The 17,078-nt window shown below is 53.1% G+C and carries 18 protein-coding genes and 1 pseudogene; all 19 read right to left on the bottom strand.

Annotated elements, in window-relative coordinates:
* Nucleotides 1-103 precede the first annotated feature (103 nt).
* Nucleotides 104-1,690, bottom strand: a pseudogene (locus ACESSZ_RS14955) (C40 family peptidase); the annotation flags it as partial.
* 279 nt (nucleotides 1,691-1,969) lie between these two features.
* Nucleotides 1,970-4,399: a VirB4-like conjugal transfer ATPase, CD1110 family gene (locus ACESSZ_RS14950; protein ID WP_482558904.1), complete on the bottom strand. Its 2,430-nt coding sequence runs from the start codon at nucleotides 4,397-4,399 to the stop codon at nucleotides 1,970-1,972.
* Nucleotides 4,317-4,703: a PrgI family protein gene (locus tag ACESSZ_RS14945; protein ID WP_023042364.1), complete on the bottom strand. Its 387-nt coding sequence runs from the start codon at nucleotides 4,701-4,703 to the stop codon at nucleotides 4,317-4,319. Before ACESSZ_RS14945 ends, ACESSZ_RS14950 begins: the two co-directional genes overlap by 83 nt.
* Before the next feature lie 44 nt (nucleotides 4,704-4,747).
* A complete protein-coding gene (locus tag ACESSZ_RS14940; protein ID WP_173793788.1) occupies nucleotides 4,748-5,368 on the bottom strand; it encodes a DUF7007 domain-containing protein in 621 nt (206 codons plus the stop codon).
* A gap of 42 nt (nucleotides 5,369-5,410) precedes the next feature.
* Nucleotides 5,411-5,833, bottom strand: a complete 423-nt coding sequence (locus tag ACESSZ_RS14935) for a septation protein SpoVG family protein (protein WP_499842876.1) — start codon at nucleotides 5,831-5,833, stop codon at nucleotides 5,411-5,413.
* 42 nt (nucleotides 5,834-5,875) lie between these two features.
* Nucleotides 5,876-6,415, bottom strand: a complete 540-nt coding sequence (locus ACESSZ_RS14930; RefSeq protein WP_023042361.1) for an MT-A70 family methyltransferase — start codon at nucleotides 6,413-6,415, stop codon at nucleotides 5,876-5,878.
* 41 nt (nucleotides 6,416-6,456) lie between these two features.
* A complete protein-coding gene (locus ACESSZ_RS14925) occupies nucleotides 6,457-7,323 on the bottom strand; it encodes a VirB6/TrbL-like conjugal transfer protein, CD1112 family (RefSeq protein ID WP_173793786.1) in 867 nt (288 codons plus the stop codon).
* A 41-nt stretch (nucleotides 7,324-7,364) separates the two neighbouring features.
* On the bottom strand, nucleotides 7,365-7,580 hold the full coding sequence (locus ACESSZ_RS14920) for a Maff2 family mobile element protein (RefSeq protein ID WP_016306504.1): 216 nt from the start codon (nucleotides 7,578-7,580) through the stop codon (nucleotides 7,365-7,367).
* Between the two features lie 89 nt (nucleotides 7,581-7,669).
* Entirely contained in the window at nucleotides 7,670-9,493 is a 1,824-nt protein-coding gene (locus tag ACESSZ_RS14915) for a VirD4-like conjugal transfer protein, CD1115 family (RefSeq protein ID WP_499842875.1), read from the bottom strand.
* Nucleotides 9,490-9,960 carry a PcfB family protein gene (locus tag ACESSZ_RS14910; RefSeq protein ID WP_117567974.1) on the bottom strand — a complete coding sequence of 157 codons (471 nt, stop codon included), beginning with the start codon at nucleotides 9,958-9,960 and terminating at the stop codon, nucleotides 9,490-9,492. Before ACESSZ_RS14910 ends, ACESSZ_RS14915 begins: the two co-directional genes overlap by 4 nt.
* A gap of 91 nt (nucleotides 9,961-10,051) precedes the next feature.
* Nucleotides 10,052-11,089, bottom strand: a complete 1,038-nt coding sequence (locus tag ACESSZ_RS14905) for a DUF8626 domain-containing protein (protein WP_243870782.1) — start codon at nucleotides 11,087-11,089, stop codon at nucleotides 10,052-10,054.
* 26 nt (nucleotides 11,090-11,115) lie between these two features.
* Nucleotides 11,116-11,829 (bottom strand): antirestriction protein ArdA, encoded by a 714-nt coding sequence (locus ACESSZ_RS14900; RefSeq protein WP_023042343.1) that lies wholly within the window; start codon nucleotides 11,827-11,829, stop codon nucleotides 11,116-11,118.
* A 4-nt stretch (nucleotides 11,830-11,833) separates the two neighbouring features.
* On the bottom strand, nucleotides 11,834-12,919 hold the full coding sequence (locus ACESSZ_RS14895; RefSeq protein ID WP_042898648.1) for a DNA cytosine methyltransferase: 1,086 nt from the start codon (nucleotides 12,917-12,919) through the stop codon (nucleotides 11,834-11,836).
* Nucleotides 12,906-13,262 (bottom strand): DUF7768 domain-containing protein, encoded by a 357-nt coding sequence (locus ACESSZ_RS14890; RefSeq protein ID WP_009901612.1) that lies wholly within the window; start codon nucleotides 13,260-13,262, stop codon nucleotides 12,906-12,908. Before ACESSZ_RS14890 ends, ACESSZ_RS14895 begins: the two co-directional genes overlap by 14 nt.
* A 309-nt stretch (nucleotides 13,263-13,571) precedes the next feature.
* The gene (locus tag ACESSZ_RS14885) at nucleotides 13,572-14,951 is read right to left on the bottom strand and encodes a ParB/RepB/Spo0J family partition protein (RefSeq protein WP_173793694.1); all 1,380 of its coding nucleotides are present in this window, start codon (nucleotides 14,949-14,951) and stop codon (nucleotides 13,572-13,574) included.
* A 158-nt stretch (nucleotides 14,952-15,109) separates the two neighbouring features.
* On the bottom strand, nucleotides 15,110-15,355 hold the full coding sequence (locus ACESSZ_RS14880) for a hypothetical protein (RefSeq protein WP_499842874.1): 246 nt from the start codon (nucleotides 15,353-15,355) through the stop codon (nucleotides 15,110-15,112).
* Nucleotides 15,345-16,112, bottom strand: coding sequence for an ABC transporter ATP-binding protein (locus ACESSZ_RS14875; protein ID WP_008690006.1), 768 nt, complete (start codon nucleotides 16,110-16,112; stop codon nucleotides 15,345-15,347). The genes ACESSZ_RS14880 and ACESSZ_RS14875 overlap by 11 nt, the downstream gene beginning before the upstream one ends.
* 11 nt (nucleotides 16,113-16,123) lie before the next feature.
* Complete coding sequence (locus ACESSZ_RS14870) at nucleotides 16,124-16,306, bottom strand: hypothetical protein (protein ID WP_008690005.1); 183 nt, start codon at nucleotides 16,304-16,306, stop codon at nucleotides 16,124-16,126.
* Between the two features lie 351 nt (nucleotides 16,307-16,657).
* Entirely contained in the window at nucleotides 16,658-16,882 is a 225-nt protein-coding gene (locus tag ACESSZ_RS14865) for a hypothetical protein (protein ID WP_008690004.1), read from the bottom strand.
* Nucleotides 16,883-17,078: the final 196 nt, after the last annotated feature.

The raw sequence follows: 17,078 nt of genomic DNA, 5'->3' as shown, positions 1-17,078 counted from the left end.
TACAGTTTTCACCTTTCGGTTAGGCAGGTGGTTTCCCGTGTTATCTTACGGGGTAGTGCCTTTTTTTTTTTTTTTTTCTGTCCCCCTTTCTTTAATCTACTTCTAACTTTCGTCCCTCTGGACGCACAATCCCCACATGGGACACAGGCACTCCACTGTCATAGGTTCCTGTGAAAAAGATAATGTCGCCGGGCTTTGCCTCGGAAGGGGAAATGATAGCGCACTGGTTGTAAATGCCCTGCGCCGTGGTACGGGGCAGGTTGTGGACGCCGCTGGCCGAGTACACCCAGCAGACAAAGCCCGAACAGTCAAAGGAGGTGGACGGGCTGGAGCCGCCCCACACATAGGGCCAGCCGATGTACTTTGTGGCTTCTTCCATGAGCGCCGCAAAAGCCGGGTCATCCAGTGCCTCGCCGGGTATCTCATAGCTGGGGCCGGTATCTTCGCCGCCGTTGTAAATCCCCTCCCACAGATAGGGCTTGTTGCCTTTGAGCTGCTGCATAACGGTGTATATCTGCCTCTGCTGTTCGTCAAGCCTCGGCAGAATCACGGCGGGCAGCGTCTTGTTTGTGAGGGTCACATTTAAGATGTAATACTCATAGGGGACTTCCTCGGTGGTAGTTTCCCCAGTCTCCGGGTCGGTGCTGGTTTCGGTGCGGTAGCGTATCTCGACTTCCTCCGTCAAGGTCAGCTCATACTGTGCCTCGAAGATCTCCCGCAGCTCGTCCTGCACCTGTTCCCGGAAATACACATGGTACTTTGCCGAGAGATAGGACGCCAGCTCATAGGGGTTGTGGCCGATCTCGTCCACGGAATAGCGGTACTCGTCATATCCGGGATGGGTGCTTTCGATGTTCGCTACCGTCTGCGCCAGCTCGTTTTCCAACGCTGTGTAGTCCTCGTCCACCCCCAGCAGGTCCGTATCCTCCGAGGCGTAGGAGGTGCCGGATAACGCATTGGCAAGGCCGCTGCCAAGCGTGGGGAAAATGGAGCTTACCGCCGACACAAGAAAACAGAGCAGCAACAGCAGGAGCAGGATCAGCACCGCCACAGGATGACGGGTCACAAACTGCGCCGCCCGACGGGTCGCAGTTCCCGAAGCGGCAGCGGTTTTCTTTGCGGCCTTTGCGCCCTGTTTTGCAGCAGCCTTTGCTTCTTTGGAATACCGGCGTTTCAGTTTCCATTTCTGCTGCACACGGGAAAGCGGATTGCTGGCAAGCTCCGGGTGCTCGGAGGCCATTTTCTGAAAATCCACATTGGCCCGGGCTTTTATGTCCTTCCGTTCCCACTTTGCCACCTTCCGGGCCGGGTGCTCCCGGTATCTCCGTTTGGCATACCGAGTCAGTTTCCGGGCTCCGGCCTCGGCCACAAGTTCCGACTTATGGGCTCCTTCCACACCCACATTTTCATGCTCGACCTCGTGGATCTTGTTGTGGACATAGAACCATGCTTCTGTACGGGCTCCCCGGACTGCCTTTTTTGCAAGCCCCGGCGGCTTCTTCGCTGCCCGTTTTGCCTCGGTCTTGTCCAGTTTCTCCCGGGCCTTTCCCAGCTTTTCCCCGGCGTGTTCCGCTTTGGCCTGTGCTTTCTGGTACTTATCCTTTTTGCTCCCGGCCTTCTCAGTGGAGCCCTCCGGCTCCTGTGCCTTGCCGGTATCCTGCGGCCCGCCCGCTTCATCCTCCTGCCTCATGCGGTCAGAGGGACGGCTTTTGCGACTGTCCTCTTGAAACTTGCCGCTTTTGGACTTCGGGCCATCGTGGCCCGAAGGACTGTCCTGTCCGGTATCTTCGTCCTCAAATCGCAGGCGTCGGGATGGTGCGGGGGAAGGCCCTTCCCGTTCAGCCGGTCCGGGGCGATTGCCCCCGGTATCCTCCGTCGGCTCCGGCCTTTGAAAATTCCGTTTGTCCGGTTTCTTTCCGATGATGTATCCCTCCTTTCCAAACCTCGGGCCAGCATGGCCCGAAGTGTGTTATGCCCGGTTCATTTCCTGTTTTTTGTCCTCCGGGCGGGTGGTCATAATGGCGTACAGCTCGGTATTCTGCGGGAAGCGGTCAACAAACGGGATGGTGGTATTCCCGAAGAACAGCAGCCCTTCGCCGGAATTGGTATGGGTCACATAGGAAAGCTGGTGGGGGCTGATCCCAAGTTGTTTGGCTAAAATCTGCCGGTCCCCCTGTGCCTGCGAGAGCAGCACAAGGAAGTCCGAGTTTTCAAAGATGTTCTCGATCTCCGGGCTTGCCAGAAAATCCTTTACGTTCTGCGTTAAAGCACTCGGAACGCACCCTTTTTTTCGCAGCATTTTCCAGATCGCCACACAATAGCTTGCCGTCAGACGGTCACGGAGCAGCACATGAAATTCGTCAAAGTAGCACCATGTAGCGATACCGCGGAGGAAATTCATGGACACCTGCGAGTTTACCAAGTCCTGCATAATGAGCATGGCAATCGTCCGAAGCCCGGCCCCCAGCTTTTTTAAGTCAAGGCATACCAGACGGCGGTTCAGGTCCACGTTGGTTTCATGGTTGAATACGTTGAGAGAGCCCGACACATAAATTTCAAGGGCCGTCGCCAGCCGCACCGCCTCGCCCTCCGGCTGGGAACAGAGCAGGTCATACAGGGTTTGGAGGGTCGGCATTTTGCTTGTTTCCGGGTCCTGCAAGTGTTCCCGGTACATCTGGCGCACACAGCGGTCAATGACGGTACGCTCCACCGGCTGCAAGCCGTCCTTGCCGCCGACGATCAGCTCCATCAGCGACAGGATAAAGTCGGCTTTCAGCGCCATCGGGTTTTCCTCGTCGAAGCTCAAATCAATGTCCATCGGGTTGATGTGGTGGGGGCTGTCCGGGGCGATCTCGATGACCTGTCCGCCCAGCCGCCTGATAAGGGGCGAGTATTCGCCCATCGGGTCCACCACGATAATGCGGTCTTTTGTGGCAAGAAACACGTTCACAAGCTCCCGCTTTGCGGCAAAGGATTTGCCGGAGCCCGGCACGCCGAGGAACAGGCCGTTGGGGTTTTTGAGCTTTTTCCGGTTTGCCATGATGACGTTATGGGAAAGGGCGTTGAGCCCATAATAGACGGCTTCGCCATCCATGCGGAGCTCCTGCGTCATAAAGGGAACGAAAATGGCCGTGGAGCTGGTCGTCATGCCGCGCTTGATCTCAATGCCGTTATGGCCCAGCGGAAGGCTGGAAAGAAAACCGTCCTCCTGCTGGAAGTCCAGCCGCTTCAAGGTGCAGTTGTATTTCTGGACGATACCGGACACCGTGAACAGGTCGTTGTCCAGCTCCCGGCGGGTCGGGGCCATGTTTACCACAAGGAAGGTCAGCAGGAACATTCTTTCATTCCGGCTCTGTAAATCTTCCAGAAGGGTCTTTGCGTCGTTGCTGTACGTTACAAGGTCGGGCGGGAGTATGTCCATGTCGTACCCTGACCGGGCTGCCTTTTTTTGTTCCTCCACTTTCATCTTGTCAATGTCGGAAACTTTGGCCTTGATGGATTTTACGGCGGCGGCCTGATCGACGGTCTGGATATGGAGGGTAATGGTCATTTCCGCATCCATTTCCAAAAGCTCCGCCAGCAGCTTGTCCGAGAGCTCCGAAGCCAAAATCTGCAAGTAAGAGGCAGCGCCCCAGGTCGTCCCCACCCGGAACAGTCGGCTGAAACGGAAATCAAAGCTGTCCGGGGCGATAAAGTCTTTGGTGGAAAGCCCGGTTTTGGGGATCATATCCCATGAAAACCGGAAGGGGGAGCCGCTGCCGGGGTGGAGCTGCCCGTAAAGGAGCTCCAGCCGTTCCAGCCCCGAAAGGGAGCGGCACTTGACGCCCAGCTTTTTGAAGTTCCCGCAAATGTCCGCCTCTACACGTTCCAGCCTTGCCCTGGCGGTGGAAAGGTCGTCTACGTTCACACCGAAGGTCAGGAGCTTTGTGCGGACAATGCCGTTGTTGCTTTTGGCGATCTGGTTTTCCAGCATTTCCACATACTCACACCGGACGCTGTTGTAATCGTCATCCTGCATGGGGATGTTCACGCTGTACCGGCTGCCCGGGCGGCTCCGGTGGTTGAGGAAGGAAAGCTGGAACGGAAGGCTGCTGTCAAAGTAGTTCAGACAGGCGCTCCACCCGTCAAAAATGGCTGCCTGATCTTCGGACTGTGCGAGCTGGTAGTTGATGTCCTCGTATTCAATGGTTTTGGTGTAATAGCGTTCCGCTACCCGGCACACCCCATCCCGGTACATTTCCCGGTAAGGGAGGGTCTGCTGGGCGGTGGTGGGAATGTTCTTTCCCTTTGTGAACAGGCCGAGAAGGCCCTGCTTTTCAGGCTTTTTGCCTGCGGGCTTTCCGGCCCTTCTGCTGTTTCGCAATCGGCTGCGCCTCCTTTCTGGCGCTAAGCAGCGCATAGAAATTTTCGGTTTTGTAAGGCCGCACACGGGGATAGAGGAACCGGGTGCGGATGATGTTTTTCAGCACTTTTTCCAGCGGGAGGCCGTCCCGTTCATACATAGCCAGAAAGAAGAACGGGAGCATGAGGCCGATCATCAGGAACATGGCAGCGCTGTTCCCGATACTGCCACGGGAAAACAGGTAAGCCGGGAGGCCCACCGCCGCCGCGCCGGAAAAACAAACAAGCTGGCGCTTCGTCAGGTTGAAGGCCAGCTTTGTCTTGATTTTGGAAAGGTCTTTTGGTACTGGAACATAGGCCATTTGGGTACACCTCCTTCACTGCTTCGGGCCAGCATGGCCCGAGGTTATCTTGCGGCCTCTTTGGCCGGGGCTGTGCTGCGGGCAGCTTCGACGGCTTCTCGTCCACTCTGCCTCGCCCGCCAGTATTCGGGGTGATACTGCCGGATGGACTGATTGAGTTTTTCTTCAAACTGTTCTTTGTCCTTAATGCGGTCAGGGATGTTCCACAGCTTTTTGTCCACCAGCTCCCGGAGCACCACACTTTCCTGTGCGTCCTCCTCATAGCAGATATAGCCTTTGTCCTTGAAGCCGCATTTTTTGGCCGCTGGGGAGAGGACGGCGGCTACCTCGTTTGCCACCATCGTTCCGCCGTGGCTGGCGGTAGATACCAGAAACACCCCCGGACAGAGGGTTTCACAGCTCTGCACCTCGCCCCACGGGGAGCTTTTCGGCGCATGGAACATTCCGCCCGTCCGGCTCCGGTCCGCCTGCATGAGCGCCGCCTTTTCCAAGATGGCCTTCAGCTCCGGGGAAAAGTAGGCGTATTCCCGCAGGACACGGGCGGCGTCCCCGCCGCAGGCGTTCATCAACAGGGTATAGGCGTCGCTGTCCGCTTTGGTACAGCGGCCCAGCAGTTTTCCGTCATAGTAGCAGGCCGCGTCATAGCCCGTCCGTTTGCGTGGCATGGTTCACGCCTCCTTTCTGCTTCGGGCCAGCATGGCCCGAGGTCAACGCTCCGCCCCACGGCTGGTCTTTTCCTTTGGGGACCGTTCTGCCTTTGCCTGCTCGGCAGCCGCTTTCCCGGCTTTGAGCTGGTCGCTGATGGACGCACGTCCCACAGAGCCGCGCTCCGCCATCTGTTCCAGCTTTGCCTCATAGGCTTGCAGAACAGCGGTGTTGAGCTGTTCCCGGAACTCCTTTGTGACAGGGTAGGCCATATCCCGATAGCCGCCTTTGCCGTCCGGCTGGCTGGGCATCCCAAGAAAGAGGCCCTTGCTGCCCTGTACGATTTTCAGATTTTCCACCACAAAGCAGTCATTGAATTTCACGCTGGCAAAGCCCATGAGATTTTTCACAGGTTCGATGACCCGCACGCTTACATCCAGCTTTATAGGGGCGGCTGGTGTTCCGCCCGCAGTTTTTTCCTGCATGGATTTCTCCTTTCCGCTTCGGGTCAGCATGGCCCGAAGCTGTTACAAGTTTACAGTGCTTTCAACTTCGTTTCCCCACACGTCCCATCCGGGCTTTTTTTCTCTGGCGAACAATTCCACTCGTGGTATATCGCCCATCAGTTCTACAATTTTCCGCCTGGCTTCGTCCGGCTTTTTACTGTGGCGCTCTATCGGGGAAACAATAAGCTGATGAACACCGGCAGACTTACGCTTCGGATGTCCTTTTACTGCTAAAAGACAAATTTCTGCATTGCCTCTGGTCCAATACCCCAGACCGTAAAACCATGAGTAGGAGCGCCGGTTCCTCTTTATCCATACAAAAGCCACAGAACGATAAGAAAAGCCCCATGCTTTAATGACCTTTAAGGCTTCCGGCAGTTGTGGGAATGTTGCCCACAGAAACAAAACGCTGTCTTTTGCAGCCAAGTCGGCTACTGGAAGGGAACAGATTTCTTCAATACTCATAGTGGGATAATGAAGCTCTGCTGATCCCTGCCTGTTTTTCTGCTCATACCGCCACGGTGGATCTGCATAGATTATCGAAAATTTTTCTTTCGGCATGATCCTCCTTTCCGCTTCGGGTCAGCATGGCCCGAAGTCTCTTAATGGCAGCCGAAGATGGATTTTGCAAGACTGCCTGTTTTGAATAAGGTAAAACACAGCAGCACCGTATATCCCACGCAGCCCCAGATCGCCCCGATGGGGTCGCCGTCGGTGGCGATACTCTGGATCAGCACCGCATAGATGGCGACACAGACCAAGATCAATAGACCTTGAAAGCCCACCGCAAAGAGGGAGCGGAAATAGTTCTGCCCCATGTGTCCGGTTTCCCTGTTGGGGACGGTGGCAAACGGGATAGGCGCTAAACTTGTGAGTAAATAAATTTCAATCATACGGCCATATACGATAACGAAGATCACGATGTTTAAGGCAATCATGGTAAGCTGGATCAGGAAGGATTGGAGCCAGAGCCCGAACAGAGGTCCTAACTCCATCGCTTCAAGCTCTGTCCGCAGACTGTCCAGCATATCCGGCGTGATCTCTGTCCCGTTCTGGATAATGCCCGCTGACTGTTGGATCACATGCTGGCTCACATCAAAGACCGCCAGCACGATATTGAAGGTGTTCGTCAGGATCATCACAGCCACAAAGGTTTTGAACACCCACTTAAAAAACATCCATGTGTCAACTTCATGGAGGTTGTTGCGTTCTATGAGCATCTGTATCAGTTCATAGGTCATAACAAAAGTGAGGATGACCCCGGCGATTGGCAGAATGGCAGTTTCGGAGATCTGTCGTATCATGGAAAAGACCCCGGCGTTCCAGTCCGCCGGGGTCGTGCCTACCTGTGTGGCGATCTCGCCAACGCTCTGATTGACGTTATCGAAAAGGCCATCCAGATTTCCCATGATACCATCGACGAGCAGACCTTTCAGCCATTCAACGATTGCGTCGATGATAAAGTCCATACATCAGCTCCTTTTCTGGAAAAAGGGACAACGGGTGACACTTAGCTGAACAGCCCGGACAGCAGAGGGATAAGCTGAAGGCCGATCAGAACGACACCGCCGCCAGCCATGAGCTGCTTAATGCCCTGGCTTTTTGCCGCGGGGTTGTCCGACCCGTAACCTTCCAGAAGGTTGATGACGCCCCATACCGCCAGACCGGCGCCAAGAGCCATGACCAGAATCTTGAGAATGTCGATTGCCTGATTGAAAAATTCCATATAAGTTCCTCCATTTTGTTTGTTTGATGGTTTTGGGTACAAAAAAAGCCGCCCACATCGGCGGCGCTTCGGGTCATCATGGCCCGAAGTTACACAAACTCGTCGCTGTCCAGATCATCGAAATTCAACAGGTCAGCTTCTTCGTCCGTGTCGGAGCCGTCCACTTCGTACACCGTGTATTCGTCCTCCGGCTTTAGTCTCAATGGCCGGTGGCGGAACAGGCTTTCCAAGCGGAAGGCGTTTTTCTTTTTGTCAAATTCGGCTGTGCACTTGTAATTCGGGTGCTTTTTCAAGTCATACTTCGGGGACAGGAAGGGTGGGAGCCCTCTAAGCTGCAAGATACATTTATCTCCGGGCATGGTGGTGATCTCGCTGGTGGTCATCAGTTCCCGGCCAAGCCGCTGCATATTCTGGCTGTAACTTTCAGACTGTCCACGGCTTCGGCCCTCGGTCTGCATAGAGATGGTGGCCTTGCCCAGCCAGTTTTCCGAAATATCCTTTAGGGTGGAAGCCTCCCGGCCTCCGAGGAACACGATACTGTCCATGTTGCCCATGATGGTTTCGGAATGGTCTTTGTACAATGCCTTGCACTGGCTCATAGCCTGATAAAAGAGCGTCAGGCTGATTTCACGGGAGCGGATGACAGCCACGATCTTTTCCAGCCCCGGCACCTGTCCGGTATTGGCAGCTTCGTCCCACAGCACCCGCACATGGTAGGGCAGACGCCCTCCATAGGTGTTGTCAGCCCGTTCACACAGAAGGTTGAACATCTGCGAGAAAGCGAGGGCAACCAAAAAGTTGTAGGTGGTGTCCGTATCGCTGATAAGAAAGAACAGCGCCGATTTTTCGTCCCCCAGCTTATCCAGCTCCAGCTCGTCATAAGACATGATCTCCCTGAGCTGGGGAATATCAAAGGGAGCCAGCCTTGCACCGCAGCTAATCAGAATACTTTTTGCTGTCTTGCCGCTGGCGAGCTTGTATTTCTTATACTGCCTCACGGCGAAGTGCTGGGGGCTGCGGCGTTCCAGCCCGTCAAACATATAGTCCACCGCGTTTTTGAAGGTTTCGTCATCCTCCCGGACTTCCATGCTGTTTATCATTTCCACCAGTGTATTCATGTTGCGTTCTTCCTCCGGCCCCTCAAAGACGATGTAGGCCACAAGGGCACAGTACAAGAGGGTTTCGGCTTTGGTCCAGAACTCGTCGCCCTCCTTACCGTCGCCTTTGGTGTTGGCGATCAAGGCGGTAACGAATTTCAAAACATCGCTTTCCGTCTTGATATAGGCCAGCGGATTGTAGTGCATGGATTTTGAAAAGTCGATACTGTTGAATACCCGCACCCTGTATTTCTCCCGTTGCAAAAACCGCCCGCACTGGTCGAGGGTGCCGCCCTTCGGGTCTACCACCACATACGAGGAATGGGCTTGAAGGAGCTGCGGGGTCAGCCAGAACCTTGTCTTTCCCGAACCGGACGAGCCGATGACACAGGCGTTTAGGTTCCGAGCATTGGCGGGTATCTTCGGACGGGTGTTCATGGTAAGGAACTCCGTCCCGGTCAGAATGACATTGTTCTGAAATTTAGGGTCTACAAACGGCTTTATATCCTCCTTTGTTCCGAAGCGGGCGGTGCCGTACTCCGCATCCCGCCGGAATTTTTTCGCCTTCCTGATCTTTGACTGTATCAGCAGATACACCCCAGCCGCACCGGCAAGGCCCACCAGCAGGTCAATACCGCCCAGCCCCGGCCAGTAGGTTTCAAAGGCTTTTGGGAAGGTATCGAGCATCCCCATGAGCTTTGTCCCGAAGTCTGTGCCGGGCGCAATACGGTAGGCCGTCCCGATTTTGGAGAAGAACCAGAACACAAAGAGGTACGGCAGGTTTGGGAGCACATATTTTCTGATCTTGTCACTCAACGTCCGTCCTTCACCGCCTCTCTGGTCCGCTGCTTTTCCTTCGCCTGTGTCCTGATCTGCTCCGTGAATTTCCGAAGCTGGCCGAGGATGGAAGGCTTGTCCTGCTCTTTGTTCAGCACCTTTGCGCTGTACTTCTGGAAGGCCGCCGTGATGGCGTCCGCCTGATTGGCTTTGAAAAACAGCAGGTAATGGCCGGGGCTCACTTTATGGAAAGCGTAGTCCACATGGAACTCCTTCGCGATCCGGTCAAAATCCTTTGGGGCTCCCACATAGGGCATGGCACTTTTGCCGCCATAGTGGTTCATCAGCTTTTTCACGCTCTGGCGTCCCTGCGGGGTCAGCGCCTTCCGGTGGTGCTTTTGCACCGCCCGCGCCACCTTTCCAAGTGCGGCAGCCAGCACCTTTCCCGTGAGCTTTGTTGTCCTGATCGAAAGGGCAACTGTTTTTTGGTTTACTTCTTCCTGCATAAAACCTCCTTTCCGTCGGGGTCCCCGCTATCCGGGAGGCCCCCGTACAGTCTCGGGGAACAGAAAGCCTCGGGCCAATGTGGCCCGAGGCTTACCGCTCGGCATCCCTGCCGGACGGAGCTTTCTTTTCCGGCTCCGTCTGGACTTTTTCGCCCTGTTCCCGCATGGTCTGCAAGATAGAGGGCTTCTTTTGAAGCTGGGAAGGCTTTTCGCCGGACAGCGGTTTGATACATTCCAAGCGGTCAGCCGCCCGGATGGCGTTGTCCGTGAGCTGCCTCTGCCATGCGCCCACGCTGGGAGCCCAGCGGAAACCATTGCTTTTCAGCTCAGCCCGGGTGTCCGCGTCAGGCTTTCCGTCAAAGAATACCTGCAAGCGGTTGTCCTCCCGGTTCATTTCCACACGGCCCCCATCGAACTCCCAGCCGGAAAATTCCTGCTGTGCCTGTTTGGAAAGCTGTTCGATACGGGTCTTTACCCGGCGGATCTCCGCATTGTTGTTGGTAAGCTGGTAGCTTTCAAAGGGCCTCGGGTCGCTCCGCCAGCTTGACGCCATGCTTGCTTTCAGCTTTTCGATCTGGTCCGGCGACAGCAACGCACAGCCATCCAGCTTGCCATGCTTGCGGTAATAGGCGTTGACCTCCTTCATAATGAGCTGGGAGCGTTCCAACCCGTCCAGCTTCTTCTGGAGCTTTTCAATCGCTGCCGGGTCATCGGCACTGATCCCGCCCATGCCGGTACTGCGTATCTTATCCAGCAGCCCTTGAATATACCGCCATTCCTCCATGTTGCTGTCCCGGGCCCGGTTTTGCTTTTCCTTTTTTCCCACCGGGAAATTGGCAGGTCCGGCGATCATCACAGAGGGAACCCTTGCGTCAATGGCAAAGCCCTGGTTCATGTTTTCGGCCAGCTTGCGGGCGTAGGTATCTAACAGATGGTCGATCTTTTCATGGTACATGGGGTCTACCCGGGATTTCTGCTGTTCCGCTATGGCGGCGGCCTTATCCACCATTGCCCGGTATTCCGCCGTTGCGCTCCCTTCCTTATAGTCGGAAAAGCTGTTCATTTCCTTTGCCCGGCGGGCGGCCCCTTCATTGATAGGGTAATAGTTGATGGTATACACCTCCTTCATGCTTCGGGCCATGCTGGCCCGAAGTCTTACCGTTCTTCATGGGAAGGCCCCGCCTTGTTCTTCTTCGGAGCGGGCGGGGTCTCTTGAAACCGTTTGAGTGCGGCGAGAATGGAGTGGACAGGCTCGGCCTTTTCGGGATAGGCAAATATCCGGTGTTCCGGCGGAATGTCCTGCGGCCCGTGGTAATACTCCTTGAAGCCCTCCGGGACTGCCGACACATACCCACCGGGAGCGAATACGCCGCCCTCGTTGATACGCACATCCCGCCCGTATGCCTCATAATCGAAGTAGTTCTGAATGTGCTCCGGTATGTCGATAGTCCCAAGCTCGTCGGCGTACAGACGGCCCAGCCCTTCATCATCGGAAATATCCGGGTAAAAGCGGTAAAGGTCAAGGTTCTGCGTCAGGTTTATCAAATCCTTCACGCTCCTTGTGTGGTTTCCTAAGACAAGAGCGGCTTCAAAGGTTTCCAGTCCGCCCTTATCCCGTACTTCCACCAGAGCGTGGCCCAGCTCGTTCAGCTCGTCGATGTCCTCACATTCGTAGAGATGATCGTAGAGCCCCAGCACATCACTGTCAAAGCTGGTAAAGAACACTTCGCTGTACCGTTTCCCGTCTATCCCGATTTTGGCAAGGGCGGCCTGCAACTCCTGTGTCGTCATGGGGAAATGTACCGTTGTCCCTACCTCGATCCCCATTAAGGGGTACAGGGCTGTATTGGTTATATAGGCTTCAAACATGGGCTTATTCCTCCTTTCCGACCCGGTCAGCCAGCACCTCATAGATCCCGGCCATAATGTAATCGGCACAAGGGAGGGCAATCGCATTTCCCAGCGCCTTGTAGCGTTGCAGAGGCCGGATCTCCATGCCGTCCGCCCCGTACTTTGTCCAGCCCTCCGGCAGCCCCATCAGCCGCTCGCTTTCCGTTTCCGTCAAGAAGCGGATACAGCCGCCCGCCGGGTCGCCCTCATACCAGAAGGCAAAGGGCGTTACATCACTGGCTAAAAGAGTGGGAAAAGGGTCAGTTGGTAATCCGAAGCTGTTTCGGAAGGCCGTTTCTTCCTGCCTTTTTGCCGCTCCCCGCATACGGAAGCACTGAAAGGGGTGGATGACTGGTATCTGCCGCCCTGTTTCAAAAGAAGCTGTTCGATCTCCTTCGGCGGCGGCCCGCCCGCCCTCTCCGCAAGGCGGAGGAAGTGGGAGCATTGGACGGGGCTTAAATAGTATGTCTGCGGCACGTCTGCCTCCAAAATCCGCCACGACGAAAATCCGCTGCCTTCGTGCCAGCCTTCGGGAGCCTGCCCAATACTGGGCGTCCATGAGCCGCCAGCACACATCAGGCGTTCCCCCTCGCACCATTCCGGCGTTTCCCCATCTTCCCGAAGGAGGCATTGGAACTTCGGTGTCCGAGAAAGCGGATAGGACGGCTCTAAAGTCCATCCGGTCATTTGTAGAAAACGCTCCCATGACGTTTTCCCAAACAGCGATAGCTGGATATAGGTTATCAGTAGCATCCCTCATTTCCTGTATGATACGAAACGCCTGATAGAACAGGCTTGATTTTGCCCCGGCAAGGCCGGAGCGGTTGCCGATCAGAGAAAGGTTCTGACAGGGAGAGCCGAAGGTAATTATATGGACAGGCGGGATTTTCCTGCCGTCCACCTTCGTAATATCTCCCAAATGCGCCATATCGGGAAAGTGCCTTTTGGTTATGGAGATGGGCGCTTTCTCAATCTCGCTGGCCCATACCGGACGGATACCGCACCGGGAGGCGGCCAGAGGGAACACGCCGATCCCGTCAAAAAGGCTCCCCAGCTTAATGTCCGGCATGGCCCGGGGTGCCGTGTCCCTTCACGGCAAGCACCCCTTCCAGCGTTGTCGCCGCAATGCCCAGCCGTCCGGCAACCGCAATATCGTTTTTTACATCCTCGTCCACAACGCTACCGCAGACGATCAGGGTATGGGAGCGCCGCAGCATATCCCGGCGCATATCGATCCCGGCCTTATGTTCCTCGGGAACGCTGTCATTCAAAAACAGCGGCAGGTACAAGAGCGGGCAGATCGGGGAAAAGCCCGCCTCATAAGCAAGACGGCAGTAGTGGGCCGCCAGCTCCATATCAACATCCGGCTCGCCGCTCCATGCGGCGGTCAGGTACGCTAAAGGTCGTTTCATTGGTTGAGCCTCCATTTCTGTTTTGGTTTAGGGAAAAGCAAGGTATCGCCCAACCCCTCCGCCCCTTCCCCCGGGAAGGGGAACGGCTCTGGAGAATTTATATCCCCGTCGCTTGACCGGGAAAAAGCATAACCGGGAGAAATCCGTCAAGGGTGCCTCCGGCACCGCCTGCGGCGGCGCTGCCCTTGACTGATTTTCCCGGCTATGCTACGGAATAACTGGCGACGGGGAATCATTTATATCTCCAGAGCTTCGGGGCGCGGGGCAGAGCCCCGCAATCCTCGGGCCATGCTGACCCGAAGTTTTAGCTTACTTTTCCTGTTCGGTTTTCTTCTCCGGCTTTTCGTGTTCCTTCTGCTGACCCTTCCAGTCGTCCAGCAGCTTGATGATCTGATCCTTCATTTCCCTCGGCGTAGTTTCCTTGCCGAAATACTTGCTCAGTTCCGCACCTGTCAAAATCACTTTGTCTACCTCCTTTTTGTCCTCCATCATAATGCCGTCGATTACATCCCCGTTGAGCAGCTTCTTTTCGTCCAGCTCCCGCATACGCTTTGCCTGCGCCTGTGAAGGCGAGGACTGCTGGCTGTCAATGGCGACGGCGATATAGTTCTGGTTCTTCTTGCCGATATAGGAAAGTTCCACCGCCGTAGTAAAGCCCAGCTTTTTTTCATCCATCAGCTTCATCAGGTCGGGAACCAGCTCATTCAGCCGGATATACCGCTGCACCTGTTTGACTGCCATCTTGTTTCGCTCGGCCACGATCTCATTGGAGCGTTTGCCAGCGTCCTTCGGGTCAATCTGGCCCGAAGTGCGGGAGCCCTGGTGCTTGATAGCTTCAAGCTGCATTTTCAAGGCTTTGGCCCGCTCACTGGGGAGGATTTCTTCACGCTGGTTCAGATTGTCCTCTACCATCTGCGTGATGGCTTCATCATCCGTCAGGTTTCGGACGATACAGGGCATATCTGCATACCCGGCAAGCTCGCTGGCTTTTTGGCGGCGGTGGCCGGATACGATTTCATAGCCGCCATCCTCACGGGGACGGACAATAGCGGGCTGGGTAACTCCCTTGTCCTTGACGCTGGATACCATAGCCCGCATTTCTTCATCGTCCCGGACTTCAAAGGGATGGTTTTTGAAGGCGTGGAGTTCGTTCAGCTTGATATAGACGATCTGCTCCTTGCCCCGGCGTGGAGCATCCTTCGGCTTATCGGGTTCCTTTGGAGCGGGAGCGGCCTGTACCGGTGGAGCTGCTTTTTTCTCCGGTTCCTTTTTGACCGCATTTCCCGGTTTCTGTGCAGGAGCTTTGGGCTTCGGAGCGGCGGCCTTGTCCTTATCTGCTTTCGGGGGACGGCCCCGGCGCTTCGGCTGTTCCGGCTCTTTGGGTTTTTCCTCCGCTTTTTTCGGAACCTCCGGCTGCTTTTCCGGTTTCTCCGCTTTTGCCGGGTCAGGCTTTTCCCCGCCGGGAGCTGCCGCCCGTTCCTCGGCTTTCTTTTCCTTCATAATCTCAGCGAAGTTATAGACAGAAACCTGTGGGTTCTTTACCTCTGGCTCCGTCTTTTTTTCCGGTTCCGGGGAAACGGAAACCTTCTCCGGCTCTTTTGGGGGAGCGGGAGGCGTTTCCTTGTCCGGCCCGGTATCCGTTACCGGCTGTCCCGGCGTTTTTGTAGTTTTATCATCTGCCATAAGCATTTACCTCCTGTTTTTAGGCATGAAAAAAGGGGCTCAACTTTTCAGTCAAGCCCCCGTGGGAAGTTCCTCCTTTCTTCGCCATGATACAAAAATACCGCCCGTAGTCTCGTTTGGGCGGTACTTTGTGTAAGATTGGCAGTCCATTATTAAGTTTTTTATTATGTTCCCTTTGTACACCGTTGCAAGGCTAAGACAATAGCAATAAAGATGGAAAGATATTTCATGGTATAAACCAGAATTTTAATCATTTCCATCTGTGATTGACTGACCTCCATGACTGCCTGTTGTTCTTGAAAGGAATTAAACATATAGAACAGACAGACAGAAAAGGCTAAGGTCAAGAAATATATGAGGAAGTCTTTATAACTTTTTCGGACATTGCGCAGGGCAAGTCTAAAGTACATTACTAATGTCACCTCCCAATAGTGTGACAACTTCCATAATACGGGAGAAAAATGCTTTGCGCGTGTCATTGCCGCGATGAAGTTCGTTAAAAATCTTACCATCCTTGATAAATAAAATACGATGAGCATAGGATGCGGTGAACGCATCGTGGGTTACCATCATGATGGTTGCGTTAAATTCTTGATTTAAATGTTCCATAGTATCTAATAGCATACGACTGGATTTGGAATCTAAAGCACCTGTTGGTTCATCTGCCAATATCAAGCTTGGATTGGTGATTAATGCTCGGGCACTTGCGACACGTTGTTTTTGACCGCCGGACATCTGGTAAGGATATTTTTGTAAAACATCAAGAATATTTAATTTATGAGCTACTTCTTTGATACGTTTATCAATCGTATCTGGTTTCACTTTTTGGATGGTCAATGCTAAAGCAATATTTTCATAAGCATTTAAAGTATCTAACAGATTAAAGTCTTGGAAAATAAAGCCCAATTCTTCACGACGAAATTTGCTTAAGTCACCTTTTTTCAATGTTGTAATATCAGAATCATTGATAAAAATGTGACCACTGGTTACCGTGTCGATGGTAGAGATACAGTTTAACAGTGTCGTCTTTCCAGAACCACTGGGTCCCATCACACCAACAAATTCCCCATGTTCAACAGAAAAGCTGATATTATCAACTGCTTTTGTTATGTTACCGCGATTTCCATAATATTTTTGAATTTTATCTACAACTAATACAGGTTTCATAAGCTCCTCCTTTATTTATGCAAATGCTCATGGATGGCATTAAGTCGATATAATAGTATGGTCATAAGAAATAAGAAGAACAGACACCAGTAAATGCCGGTATGTAAAAATGGTGGCAGCAGAGTCTGTAGAAATAAGAGTATCGCCATACATAAAATACAGCCTTCGATTCGATGATTCCATAATGTTTTCATATCATCACCTCCATGGTACACTCATATTTTACGTTATCTGTGTCTGCTACGCCATGGATGTGTATTACAATATACTTACATTTCTGTAAGTTAGCATTTTTATCATCTTCCACACACATCTCTTATGAGCTTTGTTGTGGACAGATATGTAAATGCATTATCTTATAAAAGAAAGAGGCAGATACGAAAACGTATGTATCCTCACATATAAGAAACGTATATAAAAAAACGCAGTTATCGTATCATAAAGAAATGCATAGTATAAAAGCAAACCGTTATCCTTCAAGAAAAATGCTACAGATGCCCCGTTTAAAACAAAGCGTTCTGTAGCTTTTTATCTGCTTACCACAGCTAGGCTAGCAGATCTTGAATTTCTTTTAGAAAAATAGAAACTTCACGTTCACCAAGTGTCTGCTTCAGATACAATCCACAATAATTTTGTAAAAGGTCGCACTGTTCATGAATACGTTTTTGCTCTTCTTCTGTCGTAGCAGCTTTTTCCAATTCTTTTACATAGCGGACAAAGTCAAGCAGAACATAGATAATCAGATAACTGTTTTTTTCACTTGTGTTCATAGTTCTCCCTCCCTGTATGTTCATACTAGCAGAAATTTGTATATTTTACCATAGATATTCCGACATATTATACAATAAAAAGCCTTATATTAAAGGCTTCTAGATAAAATTTATAAAAAAATTTTTATATCTAATTTTGGATTATTCGCATAACCACTATACTTTCAAGCATTTTGGAGTATAGAAAACCATTCAT

The organism is Eubacterium sp. 3_1_31, from assembly GCF_964249515.1.
Classification (GTDB): domain Bacteria; phylum Bacillota_I; class Bacilli_A; order Erysipelotrichales; family Erysipelotrichaceae; genus Longicatena; species Longicatena caecimuris.
This window is presented reverse-complemented; position numbering and strand designations above follow the sequence as displayed.

Coding starts and splice junctions, on each gene's coding strand:
- ACESSZ_RS14900 (WP_023042343.1), bottom strand. CDS start 11,829: ATGTTTGAAGCCTATATAACCAATACAGCCCTGTACCCCTTAATGGGG.
- ACESSZ_RS14935 (WP_499842876.1), bottom strand. CDS start 5,833: ATGCAGGAAAAAACTGCGGGCGGAACACCAGCCGCCCCTATAAAGCTG.
- ACESSZ_RS14910 (WP_117567974.1), bottom strand. CDS start 9,960: ATGCAGGAAGAAGTAAACCAAAAAACAGTTGCCCTTTCGATCAGGACA.
- ACESSZ_RS14920 (WP_016306504.1), bottom strand. CDS start 7,580: ATGGAATTTTTCAATCAGGCAATCGACATTCTCAAGATTCTGGTCATG.
- ACESSZ_RS14870 (WP_008690005.1), bottom strand. CDS start 16,306: ATGAAAACATTATGGAATCATCGAATCGAAGGCTGTATTTTATGTATG.
- ACESSZ_RS14950 (WP_482558904.1), bottom strand. CDS start 4,399: ATGCGCTGCTTAGCGCCAGAAAGGAGGCGCAGCCGATTGCGAAACAGC.
- ACESSZ_RS14890 (WP_009901612.1), bottom strand. CDS start 13,262: ATGAAACGACCTTTAGCGTACCTGACCGCCGCATGGAGCGGCGAGCCG.
- ACESSZ_RS14875 (WP_008690006.1), bottom strand. CDS start 16,112: ATGAAACCTGTATTAGTTGTAGATAAAATTCAAAAATATTATGGAAAT.
- ACESSZ_RS14925 (WP_173793786.1), bottom strand. CDS start 7,323: ATGGACTTTATCATCGACGCAATCGTTGAATGGCTGAAAGGTCTGCTC.
- ACESSZ_RS14930 (WP_023042361.1), bottom strand. CDS start 6,415: ATGCCGAAAGAAAAATTTTCGATAATCTATGCAGATCCACCGTGGCGG.
- ACESSZ_RS14905 (WP_243870782.1), bottom strand. CDS start 11,089: ATGAAGGAGGTGTATACCATCAACTATTACCCTATCAATGAAGGGGCC.
- ACESSZ_RS14880 (WP_499842874.1), bottom strand. CDS start 15,355: ATGTACTTTAGACTTGCCCTGCGCAATGTCCGAAAAAGTTATAAAGAC.
- ACESSZ_RS14940 (WP_173793788.1), bottom strand. CDS start 5,368: ATGCCACGCAAACGGACGGGCTATGACGCGGCCTGCTACTATGACGGA.
- ACESSZ_RS14895 (WP_042898648.1), bottom strand. CDS start 12,919: ATGCCGGACATTAAGCTGGGGAGCCTTTTTGACGGGATCGGCGTGTTC.
- ACESSZ_RS14885 (WP_173793694.1), bottom strand. CDS start 14,951: ATGCTTATGGCAGATGATAAAACTACAAAAACGCCGGGACAGCCGGTA.
- ACESSZ_RS14945 (WP_023042364.1), bottom strand. CDS start 4,703: ATGGCCTATGTTCCAGTACCAAAAGACCTTTCCAAAATCAAGACAAAG.
- ACESSZ_RS14865 (WP_008690004.1), bottom strand. CDS start 16,882: ATGAACACAAGTGAAAAAAACAGTTATCTGATTATCTATGTTCTGCTT.